The sequence below is a fragment of the Flavobacterium difficile genome (assembly GCF_011392115.1).
GTDB classification, from domain to species: Bacteria; Bacteroidota; Bacteroidia; order Flavobacteriales; family Flavobacteriaceae; genus Flavobacterium; species Flavobacterium difficile.
Genome location: NZ_JAAJBT010000002.1, coordinates 570,313 through 586,777, shown reverse-complemented (window position 1 = coordinate 586,777; position 16,465 = coordinate 570,313). Strand labels below are relative to the sequence as shown.

The following is a 16,465-nucleotide window of genomic DNA, read 5'->3' as shown; positions in this document are numbered from 1 at the left end:
ATTATTCAAAAAATGAATCCTAAAGAATAATTTATTTAATAAATTTGTAAAAATATAAATACAACACATACCCAAACTTACAATGAATAGTAGCAATACAGATATTAAAATTATAAAAAATGAAACTTCAAAAATTAATGAAGTTGATTTTGAAAACTTAACTTTTGGAAACACCTTTACAGATCACATGTTAATATGTGATTTTAAAAATGGTGCTTGGGAACAACCTGTAATCAAGGCTTATGAACCTTTTACAATTGACCCTTCTGCAAAAGTTTTCCATTACGGACAAGCGATTTTTGAAGGTATGAAAGCATACAAAGACGAAAATGATGATGTTTGGTTATTTCGTCCAGATGAAAATCACGCGCGTTTCAATAAAAGTGCCGTTCGTATGGCGATGCCAGAAGTTCCTGAAACTATTTTTATTGATGGTTTAAAAAAATTATTAAACCTAGAGAAAGATTGGGTAAAATTCGGAAACGGAAATTCCTTATACATTAGACCATTTATGATTGCGATTGGAAGTGGTGTAATTGCGCAACCTTCTTCTCAATATCGATTCATGATTATCCTTTCTCCAGCTAAATCTTATTATTCTGGAGAAGTTAAGGTAATTATCGCAGAACATTTTAGCCGTGCTGCAAATGGTGGAATTGGCGCTGCAAAAGCGGCAGGAAATTATTCTGCTCAATTTTATCCAACCAAGTTAGCAAACGATTTAGGTTTTCAACAAATTATATGGACAGATGACGCTACACATACAAAATTAGAAGAAGCTGGAACCATGAATGTGTTTTTTAGAATTGGTGATACCTTATTAACAGCACCAACTTCTGAAAGAATTTTAGATGGTGTAACCAGAAAATCAGTATTAGATATCGCTAAAAGAGATAATATTGCCACCGAAGTTCGTCCTGTTTTAGTAGAAGAATTAGTGGCTGCCGCGAAAAACGGAACCTTAAAAGAAATTTTTGGTGCTGGAACAGCTGCTGTTATAAATCCGATAGTCGGCTTCTCATTTAAAGATGAATACTTCGAATTACCCAAATTAGAAAATTCTTTTGCTTTAGAAATCAAAGAAAAATTAAACAATATCCAATATAAATTAGCAGAAGATACGTTTAACTGGACAGTAAAGGTTTAGTAATCAGTCACAGTTTACAGTTTACAGTCACAGTTTACAGTAAAAAGTCTCAATTTTCATTATTGAAAACTGAGACTTTTTTTTATTACAATTCACAAAACTGCCAACTGCAACTGCCACTGAGACTGCCACTGAGACTGCGACTGAGACTTAAAACTACTTCAATATTGCTTCAAAATTAGGCTTAAAGTAATTAGGTCCTTTCAATACCTTTCCATCTTCTCGATAAATGGGTTTGCCATCTTCTCCTAATTTGCTCATGTTGCTTCTTTGAATTTCATCAAATACCGCTTCAATTTTATGTTGTAAACCATGTTCTAAAATCGTACCGCATAGAATATAAAGCATATCGCCTAAAGCATCTGCAATTTCAACAATATCATTATTCTGAACCGCTTCTAAATATTCTTCATTTTCTTCCTTCATCAATTCAAAACGAAGTTGGTTTTTTTGTTCGCCTAAATCAGCTTTCATTTCAGTACTAACTCCTAATCCGTATGTGGTATGAAATAATTTTACTGCATCTAATTGTTTTTGCATATCATTTATTTTAAGTATTATATTTTAACGCCAAAAATTCGCTAAAAATCATTTAAGATAAAAATTGTATTCAAATACGTTTCCAACCAAGCCGAAACTAATTTTTAACTTTAAATTCAATAATTCTTGGCAAAATTTCTTTGAAATTTTAATGCCATAAAATTATATTTTAAATATAGTAATCCTTAAATTTGTTGAAAATTTTATCAACATGTTTTCAAAAGGACAAACCATATTTGCTGTTTTATTCGCAATTTCTTTTATCATCATCATTACTTTTATGTATTTGAAAGACAAAAGTATCCACAAACAACAATATAAAGGAGTAAAATGGATCGTATTGGGATTTTTGCTATTTATTTTATTCTTATTTTTAATTAAAGGTTACATAAAAGAATAATTTATTTATATTTGGTTTTTAGAATCAAGCTAAATGAAAATTTTTAAGTATTTAACACTTTTATTTCTACTTTTCCTTTTGGCATTTGTAGTTTTTGTTGCGACACAACCTGCAACGTATCAAATTACTAAACAAAAAGAAATCGATTCTCCTGCAACTGTAGTATTTGAATATGTAAACGATTTTTCAAATTGGAGCGATTGGCAACAGTTTAACAAAGAGGAAGATTTCACTTTTAGTACTTCTGAAAATACTATTGGAGAAAAATCATTTGTAAAATGGAAATCTAACAATACAATTGCAACAACCTTTGCACAAAAAGATTCAATCGTACAAGATTATATTGAAAATACCAACAAACAAACACTTCACTGGAAATTTAAAAAAACCAAAACTGGAACCTTAGCATTAGTAACAATTAAGGGAGATTTAACCTTTAAAGAGAAAATATATTCTGTTTTAAATGGTGGAATTACCAGCTATGTGGGTCCGCAAATCGAAGAAAGTTTAGCTAAAATCAATAATTATTTAGTAAATGAATTAGGCAGTTTTGATGTTAAAGTTCAAGGTTTAGTTAACCGAGCAGAAACCATTTTCATTGAACAAAAAGATTCTTGTTTGGTTAAAGATTTTCCAAAAAAATCTAAAGCTTTATTAAAAACCATGAAAGCTTTTATCAAAACGAACGCTATTGAAACTTTGGGTGTGCCATTTGTAATTTTTTATAACAATCCGAGTGGAAATTTGATGAAATATGCCCTGTGTGTTCCAGTTAAAGATGAAATTTTAACGACACCTGAAAGTCAAATTAAAGGAAATAGTTTTAAATCATTTCTAGCCGTTAAAACGGTTTTAACAGGTGATTATTCTCACATGAAAAAAGCTTGGTCCAAAGCAAGAAATTATATAGCTGAAAATAAATTTACCGAAGACAAAGCTTCAGTTTACATGGGAATCTATAAAAAATCGTCACCAGAAATAAATGAACCATCCAAATGGGAAACTGAAATTTACATTCCTATTGTAAAGAGAAAACCAAAACCAAGAAAAAGAGTGGTATCAGATAGCACTGAGACTTCAACTCCAGCAGCGGAACCAGTAGAATAAAAATCTACTTACTCATCTCAACTGTAATCATATTGTTCGTTAGTTTTGGTCCAAAACTCTTGACTTTTGTCGTACACAAAACATACAAATTAGAATTGAAAACAGGTACAATTGTAGTTGGATATCGGTTCAACGTGTCCATAATTTTAACAGAATACCCCTCATCTTCTGGAATAAAACTAGCTTTTAATTGTAGCAAATACTGATCTTCACAAATATTATAAAACCATCTTACTTCAGAATTAGCTAAAGTTACCTGATAATTTTTAGCAAAAGCTAAGGTTTTATCTTTATGAATTAAACTAAATTCATTATTTGTGTTTACAACATCATTTCCATTGCGATCTACTAAAGTAATTTGCAATCCATCTATAATTTTCTTTGTGGCGGCATCAATAGGATTGGCTACTAAGTACGTAGTAAAATCATAACCACAATGAGGCAAACCTTCTTGAGAATAGCTAAAAATTGAAAATAAAAATAAAAATAAAAATTTTTTCATATAAAAAAAGCTCGCAAAAAACGAGCCAAAGTTAATTTAAACGGCACACAAACGCAAGTTATTACATTTGAGTCGTAGTTAAATAAGCATATATTTTTTCTCGTTGTTCGTCAGAAATTCTAGCTTTCTTTTGCATACGCATCACAATTGGTGTCCATTCTTCCGCAGTAAAACTTTTAGCATCATATAATTTGTGACATTTAGCGCAATTCGTACCATATAAATTTTTTCCTTCTGCCAATACTTCAGCTGTTACCTCTGCTTTTTCTTCAGGTACTTCAAGTGGCACAGCTACTACTGGAGCATCACCTTTAGCAGATTGCATCATGCTAGGAGAGTTTTTATCAACTACTAATGGTACTTCCTCATTTACAGCCTTTTTTGCTGTACAACCATATGCAAATGCTAAAGCACATAAGCCAAGTATGAATTTTGTTTTCATTTTTAAGTTTTTAGTTTTAGTTTTTCAAATATATAAAAAATCCGTCTCGAACTAATATCGAAACGGATTTAATATATAATTTTTAAGGAAGTATTATTTCACATCCATTAATTCCACATCAAATACTAAAGTAGCATTTGGTGGGATTACACCTCCAGCGCCATTACTTCCATATCCTAAATATGATGGAATTACAAAACGAGCTTTATCTCCAACTTGTAACAAAGCAATTCCTTCGTCCCAACCTTCAATCACTTGACCAACTCCTAATTGAAAATCAATTGGTTGTTTTCTCTTATAGGAAGAATCAAATACTTGACCGTTTTCTAAAGCTCCTTGATAATGAACCGAAACTTTTTTCCCTTTTTCTGCCTGTTTTCCATTACCCTTTTGAATAATTTGATAACGTAAACCACTTTCTGTTTTAGCAAAACCTGCTGCTAATTTTTCCATTGCTTCTTCAGCTTGTCTTTTTTGTTCCGCAATTCTTTTCTCACGAGAACCTTCAAAAACTCTAAACGCTTCAATGGCATTCCATTTTTCTGCCTCTGCTCCTACTCTAATGATCTCAACAGAATCTAAAGAATCATTTCCTGCAACAGCATCAACAACGTCTTGTCCTTCAACTACATGACCAAAAACAGTATGTTTCCCATCTAACCAATTCGTTGGAACGTGTGTAATAAAAAATTGAGAACCATTAGTTCCTGGACCAGCATTAGCCATTGACAAAACTCCTGGTCTATCATGTTTCAATTCTGGGTGAAATTCATCATCAAATTGATAACCTGGCCCACCTGTTCCTTGTCCTTGTGGGCAACCACCTTGAATCATGAAATCTGGAATAACTCTATGGAATTTCAAACCATTATAATAAGGTTGTCCCATTGGTTTAGCCTTGTTTTCTAACTGTCCTTCAGCCAAACCTACAAAGTTTCCAACTGTTCCTGGTGTTTTATCGTGAGTTAACTTTACCAAAATGGCACCTTTTGCTGTATTAAATTTAGCGTAAATTCCGTCTTGCATTGCTTTTTATTTAAAATTAAAGTGCAAATTTACTATAATTTTCGCTATTTTTGGAGGTAGAAGCAGAAAAATTCGGTTGCATAACACATTTGGTCCTGCTATCCGTTCTATCTTTTTATTTGTATTGCCTCCGAAAAAAAAGACATTACAAATAAAAAGGATGCCACTACTATCAGGGCTATAATAGACAGTAAGTCTTAAAATTTTACGAACCTAAAAGGCTAATATAACTTGTCAGTAAAAAAATGAAAATGAACTTTGAAAACTACCTACAAATAAACAAGCAAACTTGGAATAACAAAGTGGCAGTTCATGTAACTTCTGATTTTTACGATCAAGAAAATTTCATTAATGGAAAAATTACGTTACCTCAAACAGATTTAGAAGCGCTTGGAGAGGTTTCAGGAAAAAGAATACTACACTTGCAATGTCATTTCGGACAAGATAGTTTGTCTTTAGCACGATTAGGAGCAAAAGTTACAGGAATAGATTTTTCTGAAGAAGCGATTGCAAAAGCCAAAGAACTAAATGAAAAATTAGATTTAGATGCCGAATTTATTTGTTGTGATGTGTACGAAACTTTACAACACATTACCGAAAAATATGATATCGTTTACACGAGTTATGGTACAATTGGCTGGTTACCCGATATAGACAAATGGGCTTCTATTATTGCTGGCGCTTTAAAACCAAAGGGTAAATTGGTCTTTTTTGAGTTTCATCCTGTGATTTGGATGTACGATACTGATTTTAATGAAGTATCCTATAACTACTTCAAATCGGATCCAATTTATGAAGAAGAAACGGGCACTTATGCAAACCCATTAGCAGAAATTGAAAACAAGACTGTAACCTGGAATCATAGTTTAAGTGAAGTGTTTCAAGCGCTTATAAAACAAAACATTACAATTAAAAATTTTAAAGAATTTGATTATTCTCATTACAACTGTTTAACTCTTACAGAAGAGGTTGAACCTGGAAAATTCCGCATACAAAAATTCGGAAATAAAATTCCAATGATGTATGGAATTGTAGGAGAATTAAAACTTTAATTTATTTGTTTCAAGTTTCAAATTTTTGTTGTTTATCTTTGCAACTGTTTACAACTCCAAACTAATTACTAAATACTCCAAACTAAAAAATATGCGCGTTGATATAATTACCGTTTTACCTGAAATTATGAAAAGTCCGTTTGAAGGTTCGATGATGAAAAGAGCCATTGATAAAGGATTGGTTGAAGTACACTTTCATAATTTACGTGATTATAGTACGAACAAACAAAAAAGTGTAGACGACTATCAATACGGAGGTGGCGCTGGAATGGTAATGAACATTCAACCCATTGACGATTGTATTACAAAATTAAAAAGTGAACGCGAATACGACGAAATCATTTACATGACACCGGATGGCGAAACGCTAAACCAAAAAATGGCGAATTCGATGTCGATGTTAGGAAATGTAATTATTTTATGCGGACATTATAAAGGCGTAGACCAACGCGTGCGTGACATGCATATTACCAAAGAAATTTCTATTGGAGATTATGTGTTGTCTGGTGGCGAAATGGGTGCAATTATTTTATGTGATGCTTTATTCCGATTGATTCCCGGTGTTTTAAGCAATGAAACTTCTGCTTTAACTGATAGTTTTCAAGACAATTTACTTTCGCCACCAATTTATACTCGACCAGCAGAATATAAAGGCATGAAAATTCCAGACATTTTATTAAGTGGAAATTTTCCAGAAATAGAAAAATGGCGCGAACAAAAAGCCTACGAACATACATTAGCCAGACGTCCAGATTTATTAGAAGAAGAATAATATTTAAGATTTTGGATTTACGATTTAAGATTTACGATTTAAGATTTACGATTTAAGATTTACGATTTAAGATTTACAATATACGATTTACGATATACGATTTACAACACACGCACCACAACTCACAACCCACAACCCACAACCCACAAAAAATCCCAAGCAAAACTCGGGATTTTTTATTTTTCAAACACGTAAATCTAAAATCTCTAATCGTAATTAATTATACATTTTAGCTCGTAATTCTTTAATTTTATCGTCTTCTAAATATTCATCAAATGTCATGTAACGATCGATAACTCCTTTTGGTGTTAATTCTAAAATTCTATTTCCAACCGTTTGTGCAAATTCGTGGTCATGAGTAGTAAATAAAACCGAACCTTTAAAGTTTTTCAACGAGTTATTGAAAGCGGTAATCGACTCTAAGTCAAGGTGATTCGTTGGCTCATCTAACATTAAAACGTTCGCTCTAATCATCATCATACGAGACAACATACAACGCACTTTTTCTCCTCCAGAAAGTACGTTACATTTTTTTAACGCTTCTTCACCTGAAAAAATCATTTTTCCTAAGAATCCACGAACATAAACTTCATCTCTTTCTTCCTCTGTTTTTGCCCATTGGCGCAACCAATCTACTAAGTTTAAATCTACACTATCAAAAAAATCGTGGTTTTCTACTGGTAAATACGATTGTGTAGTTGTAATTCCCCAATCGAAAGTTCCAGAATCAGCCGTTTTCAATCCATTTAAAATATCGTAAAAAGCAGTTGTAGCACGAGAATCTTTAGAGAAAACTACAATTTTATCGCCTTTTGCCATATTTAAATCTACATCTTTAAACAACAATTCACCATCAATTGAAGCAGATAAATTTTGTACGTTTAAGATTTGATCTCCTGCTTCACGTTCTGTTTCAAAAATAATGGCTGGATACCTTCTACTTGAAGGTTTGATTTCATCTAAATTTAACTTCTCAATCATTTTCTTACGAGAAGTCGCTTGTTTTGATTTGGCAACGTTCGCACTGAAACGACGGATAAATTCTTCTAATTCAGCTTTTTTCTCTTCCGCTTTTTTGTTTTGTTGCGCTTTCTGACGTGCTGCTAATTGAGACGATTCATACCAGAAAGTATAATTTCCAGAATAATGTGTAATTTTTCCAAAATCAATATCCGAAATATGTGTACAAACCGCATCTAGAAAGTGACGGTCATGAGAAACCACCAAAACCGTATTCTCATAATTCGCCAAGAAATTTTCTAACCAACCGATAGTTTCAAAATCCAAATCGTTCGTAGGCTCATCCATAATTAACACATCAGGATTTCCAAATAAAGCCTGTGCTAATAACACACGTACTTTTAATTTTCCATCCATTTCGCCCATCAAAGTGTAATGATATTCTGCACCAATTTCTAAATTAGACAACAAAGTGGCCGCATCACTTTCTGCATTCCAACCATTCATTTCATCAAATTGCAATTGCAACTCTCCAATTCTATCTGCATTTTTATCGTCATAATCAGCATATAAAGCATCCATTTCGGATTTTACAGCATGTAAAATTTTATTTCCAATCAATACCGTATCTAAAACCGTGTATTCATCAAACATATTGTGGTTTTGGTTTAAAACCGACATACGTTTTCCTGGCTCTAAAATTACTCTTCCAGAAGTTGGATCTAATTCACCTGAAATAATTTTAAGAAATGTAGATTTTCCAGCACCATTAGCACCAATTATTCCGTAACAGTTACCTTGTGTGAATGTTGTATTTACCTCGTCGAATAAAACTCTTTTACCAAATTGTACCGATAAATTAGAAATTGTAAGCATGTATTTTAAAATTTAATTTGCGCAAAATTAACAAAAATGAACGAGTTATCACCATTTTTTATTTTTATAATTCTATAAGTTATTTTTAACGCTACCTTAACATGAATACTATTTTGAATGAAATATATTTGTTTCGCTAATAAAAGTATAGGTATGCAAAAAAAATACGTTTATATTAATTTAATTTTATTTTCTCTTCTAATTACGTCTCTTAACTCCTGTAAAGACGGGATTTTAAGTGAAAATCATACCGCTTATTTTGGAGGCGAAATTGAAAATCCAAAAAATAATTTTGTCGTTTTTATGAAAAATAACAAAGTTGTTGATACTTTTTATTTAGACAAAAACAATCGATTTTTTCACAAATTTGATTCATTAACACCAGGATTGTATTCATTTAAACATGATCCAGAATACCAATATGTGTTTTTTGATAAGAACGATAGCATCATGATTCGTTTAAACAGTAACGATTTCGACAATACACTAATGTATTGTGGAAGAGGTGATGAAAAAAATAATTTTATGATGGAATTATTTTTGAGAGATATAGAACTCAAAAATAAAATGTTTGAAATGTATGAAAAAGACGAGAAAAAATTTTCAAAATATTTAGATTCCTCTTACCAAAGTACTACAAAATTATATACGAAAAGAAAGTCATTTATCAATTGGTCTGATGAATTTGATGAAATAGCAAAAGCAAATATTGAATTAAATCACGCCTACAAAAAAGAAGTGTTTCCCATCATACATGAATTTAAAACCGGTAAAAGTATAAAAACGAATTTACCAAAATCGTATTACGATTACCGAAAAAGAATCAATGTAAACCAACCTAACTTATTGCATTATTCGCCTTTTATCAACTACATGACAAGTATGTTAAATAATATTGTTTTAACAGATAGTAAAGGAAGTTTAGACGACATGAGTTTAGAAAACAACATCAAAAAACTTCAAATTGCAGATACTTTAATAAAAGATAAATATGTTAAAAACCTAGTGGTTAACAATATTGCAAACATGTATTTATTATCGGACCAATGCGCAGTAAATAATGGTAAGTTTTTTAATTTATATTCTAAATTGGTCTCAGATGAAAAAATGAAATCTGATGTAATGAGAACGGCTGAAAACATTAAAAAACTAAAAAACAATAATGTTTTACCTGAAGTAAGCTTGTTGGATAAAAATGAAAAGTTAGTTAAAATTCAAGATTTATTAAATAAAAAAACAATCATATACTTTTGGACCAAGCAAGCAGATTCGCATTCTAATTATTCGCACAAGAAAGTAAATGAATTGAAATTAAAATACCCAGATATTCAATTTATTGCAATAAACATTAACAATACTCATGAAGATTGGTTGAAAGAAATCAAAGCAAATAATTTTAACAATTCCATTGAATTACGAGCCTCTAATTTTGAAGAACTTAAAAGCAAATGGGTAATTAACAAAGTGTACCGAACCATGATAATCAATAAAAACGGTACGATTAAAGATGCATTTGTGAGTTTATTCGATGCAAATTTTGAAACTTATTTGAATTAACTCTTTAAAAAGTGCTATTCTTTAGAAAATCAAGACAATAAAACAGTATAAAAAAAAGGCGTTCAAATGATTAGAACGCCTTTCTTTTTTTGGGTTTAGAATAAAGATTATTTATTTCCTTTTTCGTAATCTGCTACAAACTGAGCAATTCCAATATCTGTTAATGGATGTTTTAATAAACCTGTAATTGAAGACAACGGGCCTGTCATAACATCTGCTCCAATTTTAGCACAATTAACAACATGCATAGTATGACGAACTGAAGCAGCTAAAATTTGAGTTTCAAAACCATAGTTATCATAAATTTGACGAATTTCTTCAATCAAATTTAACCCATCTGTTGAAATATCATCTAAGCGACCTAAAAATGGTGAACAATAAGTTGCTCCTGCTTTTGCTGCTAATAAAGCTTGTCCTGCTGAAAAAATTAAAGTTACGTTTGTTTTAATTTCTCTATCAGAAAAATACTTACATGCTTTAATTCCTTCTTTAGTCATTGGTAATTTCACTACAATTTGCTCATGTAAATCGGCTAGCTCCTCACCTTCTTTTATCATGCCTTCAAAATCTAAGGCATTGACTTCTGCACTTACATCACCATCTACTAAATTACAAATGTCTACGTAATGTTTTAAGATGTTATTTTTTCCTGTAATTCCTTCTTTAGCCATTAAAGACGGATTAGTAGTAACACCATCTAATATTCCTAAAGCTTGAGCTTCAGCGATGTCTTTTAAATTTGCTGTATCAATAAAAAATTTCATGGTCTCTATATTTAATTAAGTTGTATTTAAATTCTGATGCAAAATTACGATTTAAAACTTCAATATCAAGTCTCAATTATAATTTATAATGATTCATTAACATTTTCTCATACGTTTTATCTGGAAGAATTCTTTTTAAAACGATTGAAAATTTCTGCATAAAAGCCCCAACTTTATAATGAATTTTAGGATTTTTAGTTGCAATAATCTTATGAATCGCAACAGCCATTTCTATGGGATTACTTCCACCAGAAACGTGTTCATTCATCATATCTAATTGGTTTTGATAAACTTTTTCGTAAGCCGAACCTTTAATCACTGGCGCATGAAACCTTCTAGAAGCAATATCTGTGGCAAAATCGCCTGGAGCAACATTCGTAATTTGAACGCCGAAAGCTTTAGTTTCCATTCGTAACGATTCAGTAATCAATTCTAACGCACCTTTTGAGGAAGAATAAACACTTCTAAACGGCAATCCCATATAACCTGCAATGGAAGTAATATTTATGATTAATCCACTTTTTTGAAGACGCATTTGAGGTAAAACTGCTTTCATGGTTTCTATCGGACCGAACACGTTGGTTTCAAAATTGTTTTTAATTTCTTCTAACGGAATTTCTTCTAATGGTCCGGTTATTCCTACTCCAGCATTATTGATTAAAACATCAATTTTACCTTCTAATTCAATAATTTTTGAAACACAAGCTTTGATGGAATCGGGATTTCTAACATCCAAATCGACTAAATTTATATTTGAGTTTGAGATAGCTGAGGCATTTCTACTCGTTCCATACACTACAAATCCTTTTTCTAATAAGAATTCGCCTATGGCTTTTCCAATTCCGGATGAACCACCAGTGATAAGTATGACTTTTTTCATATATTACAAGGTATAAACAGTATGTACAAATGCTAAAAACATGATAAAAATTAGCATTATTAAATTAAAGAAATAAAAGAAACAAAGTTTCAAAATAGTTTTGAAACGAGATTCTTGATAAAACTTTCTATATGATTTATAGAATATGATTTGTAAAAGTATAAAAATTACAACATCATACCATTCGGTAAATTCATAACCAAAAAAACCAACTAAAACAGAAAGTAATGTCGTAACAGAGAGTAATAACAGAAAGGTTGAGAAAAAATGAAACGTAAAAATACCATGATCAAAAAACCACCATTTCTTTTTATTATGTGTTAGCCATAATCCAAAAGCAAAAAAGGGCATAAAAAAGAAAATCCATTTTGGAATATTAGCAATAGCTTTATTAAACATCATCTTATTAAGTTGACGAATGGTATATTGCTGATTCAACTTAGTCATTTTATCATTGATATTGACATCAATCCATGATTTTTCAGTTGATTTACTTGCTGAGCTATCTCCAATAAATCTTGTTTTATCATTAAAGACATTTTTTTTATCAAAAAACTCATCATTCAATTCATTTGGTTTAATCATTTCTTTTTCAATATCATGAAAAACAAAGGCATTAAAAACAAAAAAGGCAAAAAAGTTAATAAAAATAAAAAGTTTAACTGGCGCCATAAATTGTTTTCTTTTTCCACTAAGATAAACAAGAGACAAGGTTGCTGGAGTATACAACAAATACTTTATAGCTTTCCAAAAACTATTATCATAATGCACTAAATCTTCTAAAAAGTGAGTAAATAAGTAATGAAATGATTTTTTAGTTTCTGTATTTTCTTGTCCGCATGACGGGCAAAAACGTACTTTTACTTCATCTCCACAGTTTTGGCAAGTGGTATCTTCTCTTAATTTTCCGTGACTCATACTTTTTTTTTAGCGATGTAAAACTAAATAAAAAAAACCGATTCAAGAAATTAGAATCGGTTGGTATAAAATTTATTTATTTTAAAAAGATTATAAAACTTTACTTTGACAAATAAAGTCCGTTTTGGGTAATTCTGTTTTGGCAATCGCATTGAAACCACCTTCAATTTCAGAAAAATTTCTGTAACCTCTAGCTTGTAAAATAGATGCTGCAATCATACTGCGATACCCACCAGCACAATGCATAAAGAAGTGTTCATTTGGATTGATATCCTTAACCCAATCATTTATATATGCAAGAGGTTTACTGTAAGCATCTTCAATATGTTCCGCTTGATATTCAGTTTCTTTTCTGATGTCTATGACTTTGCTTTCGCCAATTTTAACTTCTTTTTCAAACTGTGCTGCAGAAATTCTATTTACAGTATCAATTTCAAAACCAGCAGCTTTCCATGCTTCAAAACCACCTTTTAAATACCCTAAAATATGGTCAAAACCTACACGAGACAATCTGGTTACGGTTTCTTCTTCTTTACCTAAATCTGTCACTAAAACAATCGGTTGATTTACGTTTGCGATAAGTGCGCCAACCCAAGGTGCGAAATCTCCATTGATTCCAATATTTATAGATTGAGGAACAAATCCTTTGGCAAAATCAGCGTTATTTCTTGTATCTAAAATTAAAGCACCTGCATCTTCTGTAAGTACTTCGAATTCTTGAACACTAATTTCTCGCAAACCATTATTTAATATAGAAGAAAAACTTGGAATCCCTTTTTTATTCATCGCTACATTCATTCCAAAATAAGCAGGCGGTGGCAATAATCCGTCAGTAACTTCTGCAATAAACTCACTTTCTGTCATATCGGCACGCAAAGCGTAGTTTTTTTCTTTTTGCTCGCCAATGGTAGAAACTGTTTCTTTACTCATGTTTTTGCCACAAGCAGAACCTGCTCCGTGCGCCGGATATACTATTACATCATCTGCTAAAATCATGACTTTATTTCGTAACGAATGAAATAAAATTCCAGCCAATTCTTCTTGAGTCATTGATGCGGATTTCTGAGCTAAATCTGGTCGACCCACATCTCCAATGAATAAGGTATCACCAGAAAATAAAGCATGATCTTTCCCGTTTTCATCAATCAACAAGTAACACGTACTTTCCATAGTATGACCAGGCGTGTGCAGCACTTTTATTTTGATATTTCCGACTTCAAAAACTTGTTCATCTTTGGCTGAAATGATATCGAACTCGGGCTGTGCATTTGGACCATAAACAATTTTTGCTCCTGTTTGCTTACTTAAATCTAAGTGTCCGGAAACAAAATCGGCATGAAAATGCGTTTCAAAAATATATTTAAGTTGTACCTGATCTGAATTCAATCTTGCGATATATGGAGATGTTTCTCTTAAAGGATCGATAATAGCCGCTTCACCATTTGAAGTGATATAATACGCACCTTGAGCCAAACATCCTGTATAAATTTGTTCTATATTCATTTTGTTGTCAATTATAATAGTGTACAAATTTAGGGGTATTTTTCAAATAAAATTGTGATAAATAGCATAAGATTATTTTTTCTCAAAAAATTCATCATCACTATGGAAAAAAGCGGTCAACCAAATTACTCTAGATAAACGCATAATCCAAGGTTGAAGGATAATTAAGAAGAAAATATTAATCGGCAACCACCAAAATATTTCTTTGTTTTGTAGAGTATAGCCAGTTGCCAAAACCCATATAGCAAAAGTAATTAGAGAAAAACCTACTGTTAATCCATAACTTACATATCCAGTTCCTTGAAAAAATCCTGGCTCAATTTCTGTTCTTTGTCCGCAAACGCTACAACGTTCTACCATTTTATTTCCGTTCGGGAAGTTGAACCATCTATTTATAAATAAGTTGCCTTCGTGACAACGTGGACATTTGAATGAAAATAAATTTTTAAAGAATGTAAACATATTTAATTTTCTTTCAAAGATACTATTCATAGCAATAAAGGAAAGTTACATTTGTTACAATGGATGGATAACATACTAAAAAAAACTAATGTTCGGGTTTAATTTGCGGAGAATTGAAAAGTTAAACTAAGAACAATCAAACTACATATCTTACATTATTTTGTAAAAATTGGCTAGTGAAAGCGTGTTCGATGCTAATCCTTTTTACAGTAAATTAACAGCATCAATGGAACGATAGACGAAACGTGATCGGACTAAAACCACTTTTATTTTAAATGGTTTACTAAAAGATTGAGTGTGCTCAAATCCCACTCCATAAGCAATTTCACTTACTGTTAAATTTGTAGTAGTCAGCAACTCTTTGGCTTTTTACAATATTTTATTGTGAATAGGTTTTGAGTATTTTGTGCACCAGTTACGAAAAGGACTTTGATTGCTAATGCGCTATTCATTTGTAGTTCTGTATTTGTGAAATACAAAGATGCAATTGATGCCATTAGCAATCAGAATATATGGAGCAACTGCAAAGATTTTAATACCTTAAACTAAATGTTATTGGAATAGCTTTTAGGTTAATTATCTTTTTTTATTTTATCCAAAACTTACTTTACGTATTTTTTTATCATATATTTTGTAATGGGTTTTAAGGGTTTGCCTGTTTCAGGATCAAAGCCATAGGAATTATAAAACGTTACTTTATTTTTATGCTTGCAATACCAAACAACTGGTTTTCCATTTCTAAAAAATACGGTTTGATTGTTTACTTCAATTTTTTTTAAGTTGATTAAGCTTTCATCAACAGGAAGTATGGGATAAGTTCTTAACAGTGCTTTTTGATCACAATCCACATATTCATAATGATTTATTTGCCATTGCATACATTCTTTGTTCTTAAAAAGCGTATTTTTTGTGGTATACCCTATAGAAGTAATTCCAATTAATCCCATTAAACCAAATGCAACTTTCTTTTTGAAATTACTTTTTATAGGATTACCATTAAAATTAGTGGCATACTCAGCCAAAGCTGATATATTTTCTTGGAATCCCATTTCCTGAGGAGCATTTGAAATCTCATTTGTTACTACTTCTGTTTTTTGGAATGCATGGTAGGGTCTTGGTTTAAAATCAATTAAAACTGCTGCTAATTCTACTCTGAGACTAATTTCAGAATCTCTTTTTTCTTTAAGAAAAGAAATGATAGTTCTAAACTTATCAGTATTACAATTCTCTATTGATTTTTTTAAAGATTCACCATTTTTAGTTTCGAAAAAATTTCGAAATACTGCTTCATCTTTTGGTGTTAAACCATTATCCAACAGAAGAGAACAATAGTTTCTTAATTGTGCGGGTGATGGATGTAATAATATGCCAGTTATATCCTCATTTTTTTTTATCTCATAATGTGATTGAATGGCATTTTTATAATCATTAAAAGTAATTTTTTCCATAAATGTAAAATTAAATATAGGAAGGCTTCGGAAATATCGGAAATATCGGAAATATCGGAATTCCTTATAAACACTTACACAAAAACGCAATTCCTTTGCTTCAGAATCA

General features: G+C 31.2%; 17 protein-coding genes and 1 pseudogene. 6 read left to right on the top strand and 12 right to left on the bottom strand.

Features of this window, described 5'->3' with window-relative positions; translation table 11 throughout:
* Positions 1-82: 82 nt before the first annotated feature.
* Positions 83-1,147 carry a branched-chain amino acid aminotransferase gene (locus G4D72_RS05655; RefSeq protein ID WP_166076651.1) on the top strand — a complete coding sequence of 355 codons (1,065 nt, stop codon included), beginning with the start codon at positions 83-85 and terminating at the stop codon, positions 1,145-1,147.
* Between the two features lie 156 nt (positions 1,148-1,303).
* Here the strand turns inward: G4D72_RS05655 and G4D72_RS05650 are convergent, their stop codons facing one another.
* Positions 1,304-1,687: a pyrophosphohydrolase domain-containing protein gene (locus tag G4D72_RS05650; RefSeq protein ID WP_166076650.1), complete on the bottom strand. Its 384-nt coding sequence runs from the start codon at positions 1,685-1,687 to the stop codon at positions 1,304-1,306.
* Positions 1,688-1,898: 211 nt separating this feature from the next.
* On the opposite strand from G4D72_RS05650, the gene G4D72_RS05645 reads away from it, so the two are divergent.
* Both G4D72_RS05645 and G4D72_RS05640 read left to right on the top strand, forming a co-directional pair.
* The gene (locus tag G4D72_RS05645) at positions 1,899-2,087 is read left to right on the top strand and encodes a hypothetical protein (protein WP_166076649.1); all 189 of its coding nucleotides are present in this window, start codon (positions 1,899-1,901) and stop codon (positions 2,085-2,087) included.
* A 33-nt stretch (positions 2,088-2,120) separates the two neighbouring features.
* On the top strand, positions 2,121-3,194 hold the full coding sequence (locus G4D72_RS05640) for a GyrI-like domain-containing protein (protein ID WP_166076648.1): 1,074 nt from the start codon (positions 2,121-2,123) through the stop codon (positions 3,192-3,194).
* A gap of 4 nt (positions 3,195-3,198) precedes the next feature.
* On the opposite strand, the gene G4D72_RS05635 is transcribed toward G4D72_RS05640, so the two are convergent.
* From G4D72_RS05635 to G4D72_RS05625, 3 genes are all read right to left on the bottom strand, one after another.
* Positions 3,199-3,696 carry a hypothetical protein gene (locus G4D72_RS05635; RefSeq protein WP_166076647.1) on the bottom strand — a complete coding sequence of 166 codons (498 nt, stop codon included), beginning with the start codon at positions 3,694-3,696 and terminating at the stop codon, positions 3,199-3,201.
* Between the two features lie 61 nt (positions 3,697-3,757).
* The gene (locus tag G4D72_RS05630) at positions 3,758-4,138 is read right to left on the bottom strand and encodes a c-type cytochrome (RefSeq protein WP_235922453.1); all 381 of its coding nucleotides are present in this window, start codon (positions 4,136-4,138) and stop codon (positions 3,758-3,760) included.
* A 93-nt stretch (positions 4,139-4,231) separates the two neighbouring features.
* The gene (locus G4D72_RS05625; RefSeq protein ID WP_166076646.1) at positions 4,232-5,164 is read right to left on the bottom strand and encodes a peptidylprolyl isomerase; all 933 of its coding nucleotides are present in this window, start codon (positions 5,162-5,164) and stop codon (positions 4,232-4,234) included.
* A gap of 245 nt (positions 5,165-5,409) precedes the next feature.
* Between G4D72_RS05625 and G4D72_RS05620 the strand changes: the two genes are divergently transcribed.
* Together G4D72_RS05620 and trmD are read left to right on the top strand one after the other, a co-directional pair.
* The gene (locus G4D72_RS05620) at positions 5,410-6,216 is read left to right on the top strand and encodes a class I SAM-dependent methyltransferase (RefSeq protein WP_166076645.1); all 807 of its coding nucleotides are present in this window, start codon (positions 5,410-5,412) and stop codon (positions 6,214-6,216) included.
* A 91-nt stretch (positions 6,217-6,307) separates the two neighbouring features.
* Positions 6,308-6,988, top strand: a complete 681-nt coding sequence (gene trmD / locus G4D72_RS05615; RefSeq protein ID WP_166076644.1) for a tRNA (guanosine(37)-N1)-methyltransferase TrmD — start codon at positions 6,308-6,310, stop codon at positions 6,986-6,988.
* 216 nt (positions 6,989-7,204) lie between these two features.
* Here the strand turns inward: trmD and G4D72_RS05610 are convergent, their stop codons facing one another.
* Positions 7,205-8,824: an ABC-F family ATP-binding cassette domain-containing protein gene (locus tag G4D72_RS05610; protein WP_166076643.1), complete on the bottom strand. Its 1,620-nt coding sequence runs from the start codon at positions 8,822-8,824 to the stop codon at positions 7,205-7,207.
* A gap of 153 nt (positions 8,825-8,977) precedes the next feature.
* Here G4D72_RS05610 and G4D72_RS05605 point away from each other — a divergent pair, with 153 nt between their 5' ends.
* A complete protein-coding gene (locus G4D72_RS05605) occupies positions 8,978-10,381 on the top strand; it encodes a TlpA family protein disulfide reductase (protein WP_166076642.1) in 1,404 nt (467 codons plus the stop codon).
* A 107-nt stretch (positions 10,382-10,488) separates the two neighbouring features.
* Here the strand turns inward: G4D72_RS05605 and fsa are convergent, their stop codons facing one another.
* The 7 genes and pseudogenes from fsa to G4D72_RS05575 all read right to left on the bottom strand — a co-directional run bounded on the left by fsa (position 10,489) and on the right by G4D72_RS05575 (position 16,356).
* Positions 10,489-11,145 carry a fructose-6-phosphate aldolase gene (gene fsa, locus G4D72_RS05600; RefSeq protein ID WP_166076640.1) on the bottom strand — a complete coding sequence of 219 codons (657 nt, stop codon included), beginning with the start codon at positions 11,143-11,145 and terminating at the stop codon, positions 10,489-10,491.
* Positions 11,146-11,221: 76 nt separating this feature from the next.
* On the bottom strand, positions 11,222-12,025 hold the full coding sequence (locus G4D72_RS05595; protein WP_166076639.1) for an SDR family oxidoreductase: 804 nt from the start codon (positions 12,023-12,025) through the stop codon (positions 11,222-11,224).
* A gap of 3 nt (positions 12,026-12,028) precedes the next feature.
* Positions 12,029-12,943, bottom strand: coding sequence for a DUF3667 domain-containing protein (locus G4D72_RS05590; RefSeq protein ID WP_166076638.1), 915 nt, complete (start codon positions 12,941-12,943; stop codon positions 12,029-12,031).
* A 90-nt stretch (positions 12,944-13,033) separates the two neighbouring features.
* A complete protein-coding gene (locus tag G4D72_RS05585) occupies positions 13,034-14,446 on the bottom strand; it encodes an MBL fold metallo-hydrolase (RefSeq protein WP_166076637.1) in 1,413 nt (470 codons plus the stop codon).
* Between the two features lie 72 nt (positions 14,447-14,518).
* Positions 14,519-14,938 carry a DUF983 domain-containing protein gene (locus tag G4D72_RS05580; RefSeq protein WP_166076635.1) on the bottom strand — a complete coding sequence of 140 codons (420 nt, stop codon included), beginning with the start codon at positions 14,936-14,938 and terminating at the stop codon, positions 14,519-14,521.
* A gap of 193 nt (positions 14,939-15,131) precedes the next feature.
* Positions 15,132-15,277 (bottom strand): annotated as a pseudogene (locus G4D72_RS13575) (helix-turn-helix domain-containing protein); the annotation flags it as partial.
* A gap of 233 nt (positions 15,278-15,510) precedes the next feature.
* Positions 15,511-16,356 carry a hypothetical protein gene (locus G4D72_RS05575; RefSeq protein WP_166076634.1) on the bottom strand — a complete coding sequence of 282 codons (846 nt, stop codon included), beginning with the start codon at positions 16,354-16,356 and terminating at the stop codon, positions 15,511-15,513.
* Between the last annotated feature and the right edge of the window lie 109 nt (positions 16,357-16,465).

What these genes read in the sequence shown, in the direction of transcription:
- G4D72_RS05645 (WP_166076649.1), top strand. Translation starts at nt 1,899, where the DNA reads ATGTTTTCAAAAGGACAAACCATATTTGCTGTTTTATTCGCAATTTCT.
- G4D72_RS05630 (WP_235922453.1), bottom strand. Translation starts at nt 4,138, where the DNA reads ATGAAAACAAAATTCATACTTGGCTTATGTGCTTTAGCATTTGCATAT.
- G4D72_RS05640 (WP_166076648.1), top strand. Translation starts at nt 2,121, where the DNA reads ATGAAAATTTTTAAGTATTTAACACTTTTATTTCTACTTTTCCTTTTG.
- G4D72_RS05575 (WP_166076634.1), bottom strand. Translation starts at nt 16,356, where the DNA reads ATGGAAAAAATTACTTTTAATGATTATAAAAATGCCATTCAATCACAT.
- G4D72_RS05595 (WP_166076639.1), bottom strand. Translation starts at nt 12,025, where the DNA reads ATGAAAAAAGTCATACTTATCACTGGTGGTTCATCCGGAATTGGAAAA.
- G4D72_RS05585 (WP_166076637.1), bottom strand. Translation starts at nt 14,446, where the DNA reads ATGAATATAGAACAAATTTATACAGGATGTTTGGCTCAAGGTGCGTAT.
- G4D72_RS05590 (WP_166076638.1), bottom strand. Translation starts at nt 12,943, where the DNA reads ATGAGTCACGGAAAATTAAGAGAAGATACCACTTGCCAAAACTGTGGA.
- G4D72_RS05650 (WP_166076650.1), bottom strand. Translation starts at nt 1,687, where the DNA reads ATGCAAAAACAATTAGATGCAGTAAAATTATTTCATACCACATACGGA.
- G4D72_RS05605 (WP_166076642.1), top strand. Translation starts at nt 8,978, where the DNA reads ATGCAAAAAAAATACGTTTATATTAATTTAATTTTATTTTCTCTTCTA.
- G4D72_RS05620 (WP_166076645.1), top strand. Translation starts at nt 5,410, where the DNA reads ATGAAAATGAACTTTGAAAACTACCTACAAATAAACAAGCAAACTTGG.
- trmD (WP_166076644.1), top strand. Translation starts at nt 6,308, where the DNA reads ATGCGCGTTGATATAATTACCGTTTTACCTGAAATTATGAAAAGTCCG.
- G4D72_RS05655 (WP_166076651.1), top strand. Translation starts at nt 83, where the DNA reads ATGAATAGTAGCAATACAGATATTAAAATTATAAAAAATGAAACTTCA.
- G4D72_RS05580 (WP_166076635.1), bottom strand. Translation starts at nt 14,938, where the DNA reads ATGAATAGTATCTTTGAAAGAAAATTAAATATGTTTACATTCTTTAAA.
- G4D72_RS05610 (WP_166076643.1), bottom strand. Translation starts at nt 8,824, where the DNA reads ATGCTTACAATTTCTAATTTATCGGTACAATTTGGTAAAAGAGTTTTA.
- fsa (WP_166076640.1), bottom strand. Translation starts at nt 11,145, where the DNA reads ATGAAATTTTTTATTGATACAGCAAATTTAAAAGACATCGCTGAAGCT.
- G4D72_RS05625 (WP_166076646.1), bottom strand. Translation starts at nt 5,164, where the DNA reads ATGCAAGACGGAATTTACGCTAAATTTAATACAGCAAAAGGTGCCATT.
- G4D72_RS05635 (WP_166076647.1), bottom strand. Translation starts at nt 3,696, where the DNA reads ATGAAAAAATTTTTATTTTTATTTTTATTTTCAATTTTTAGCTATTCT.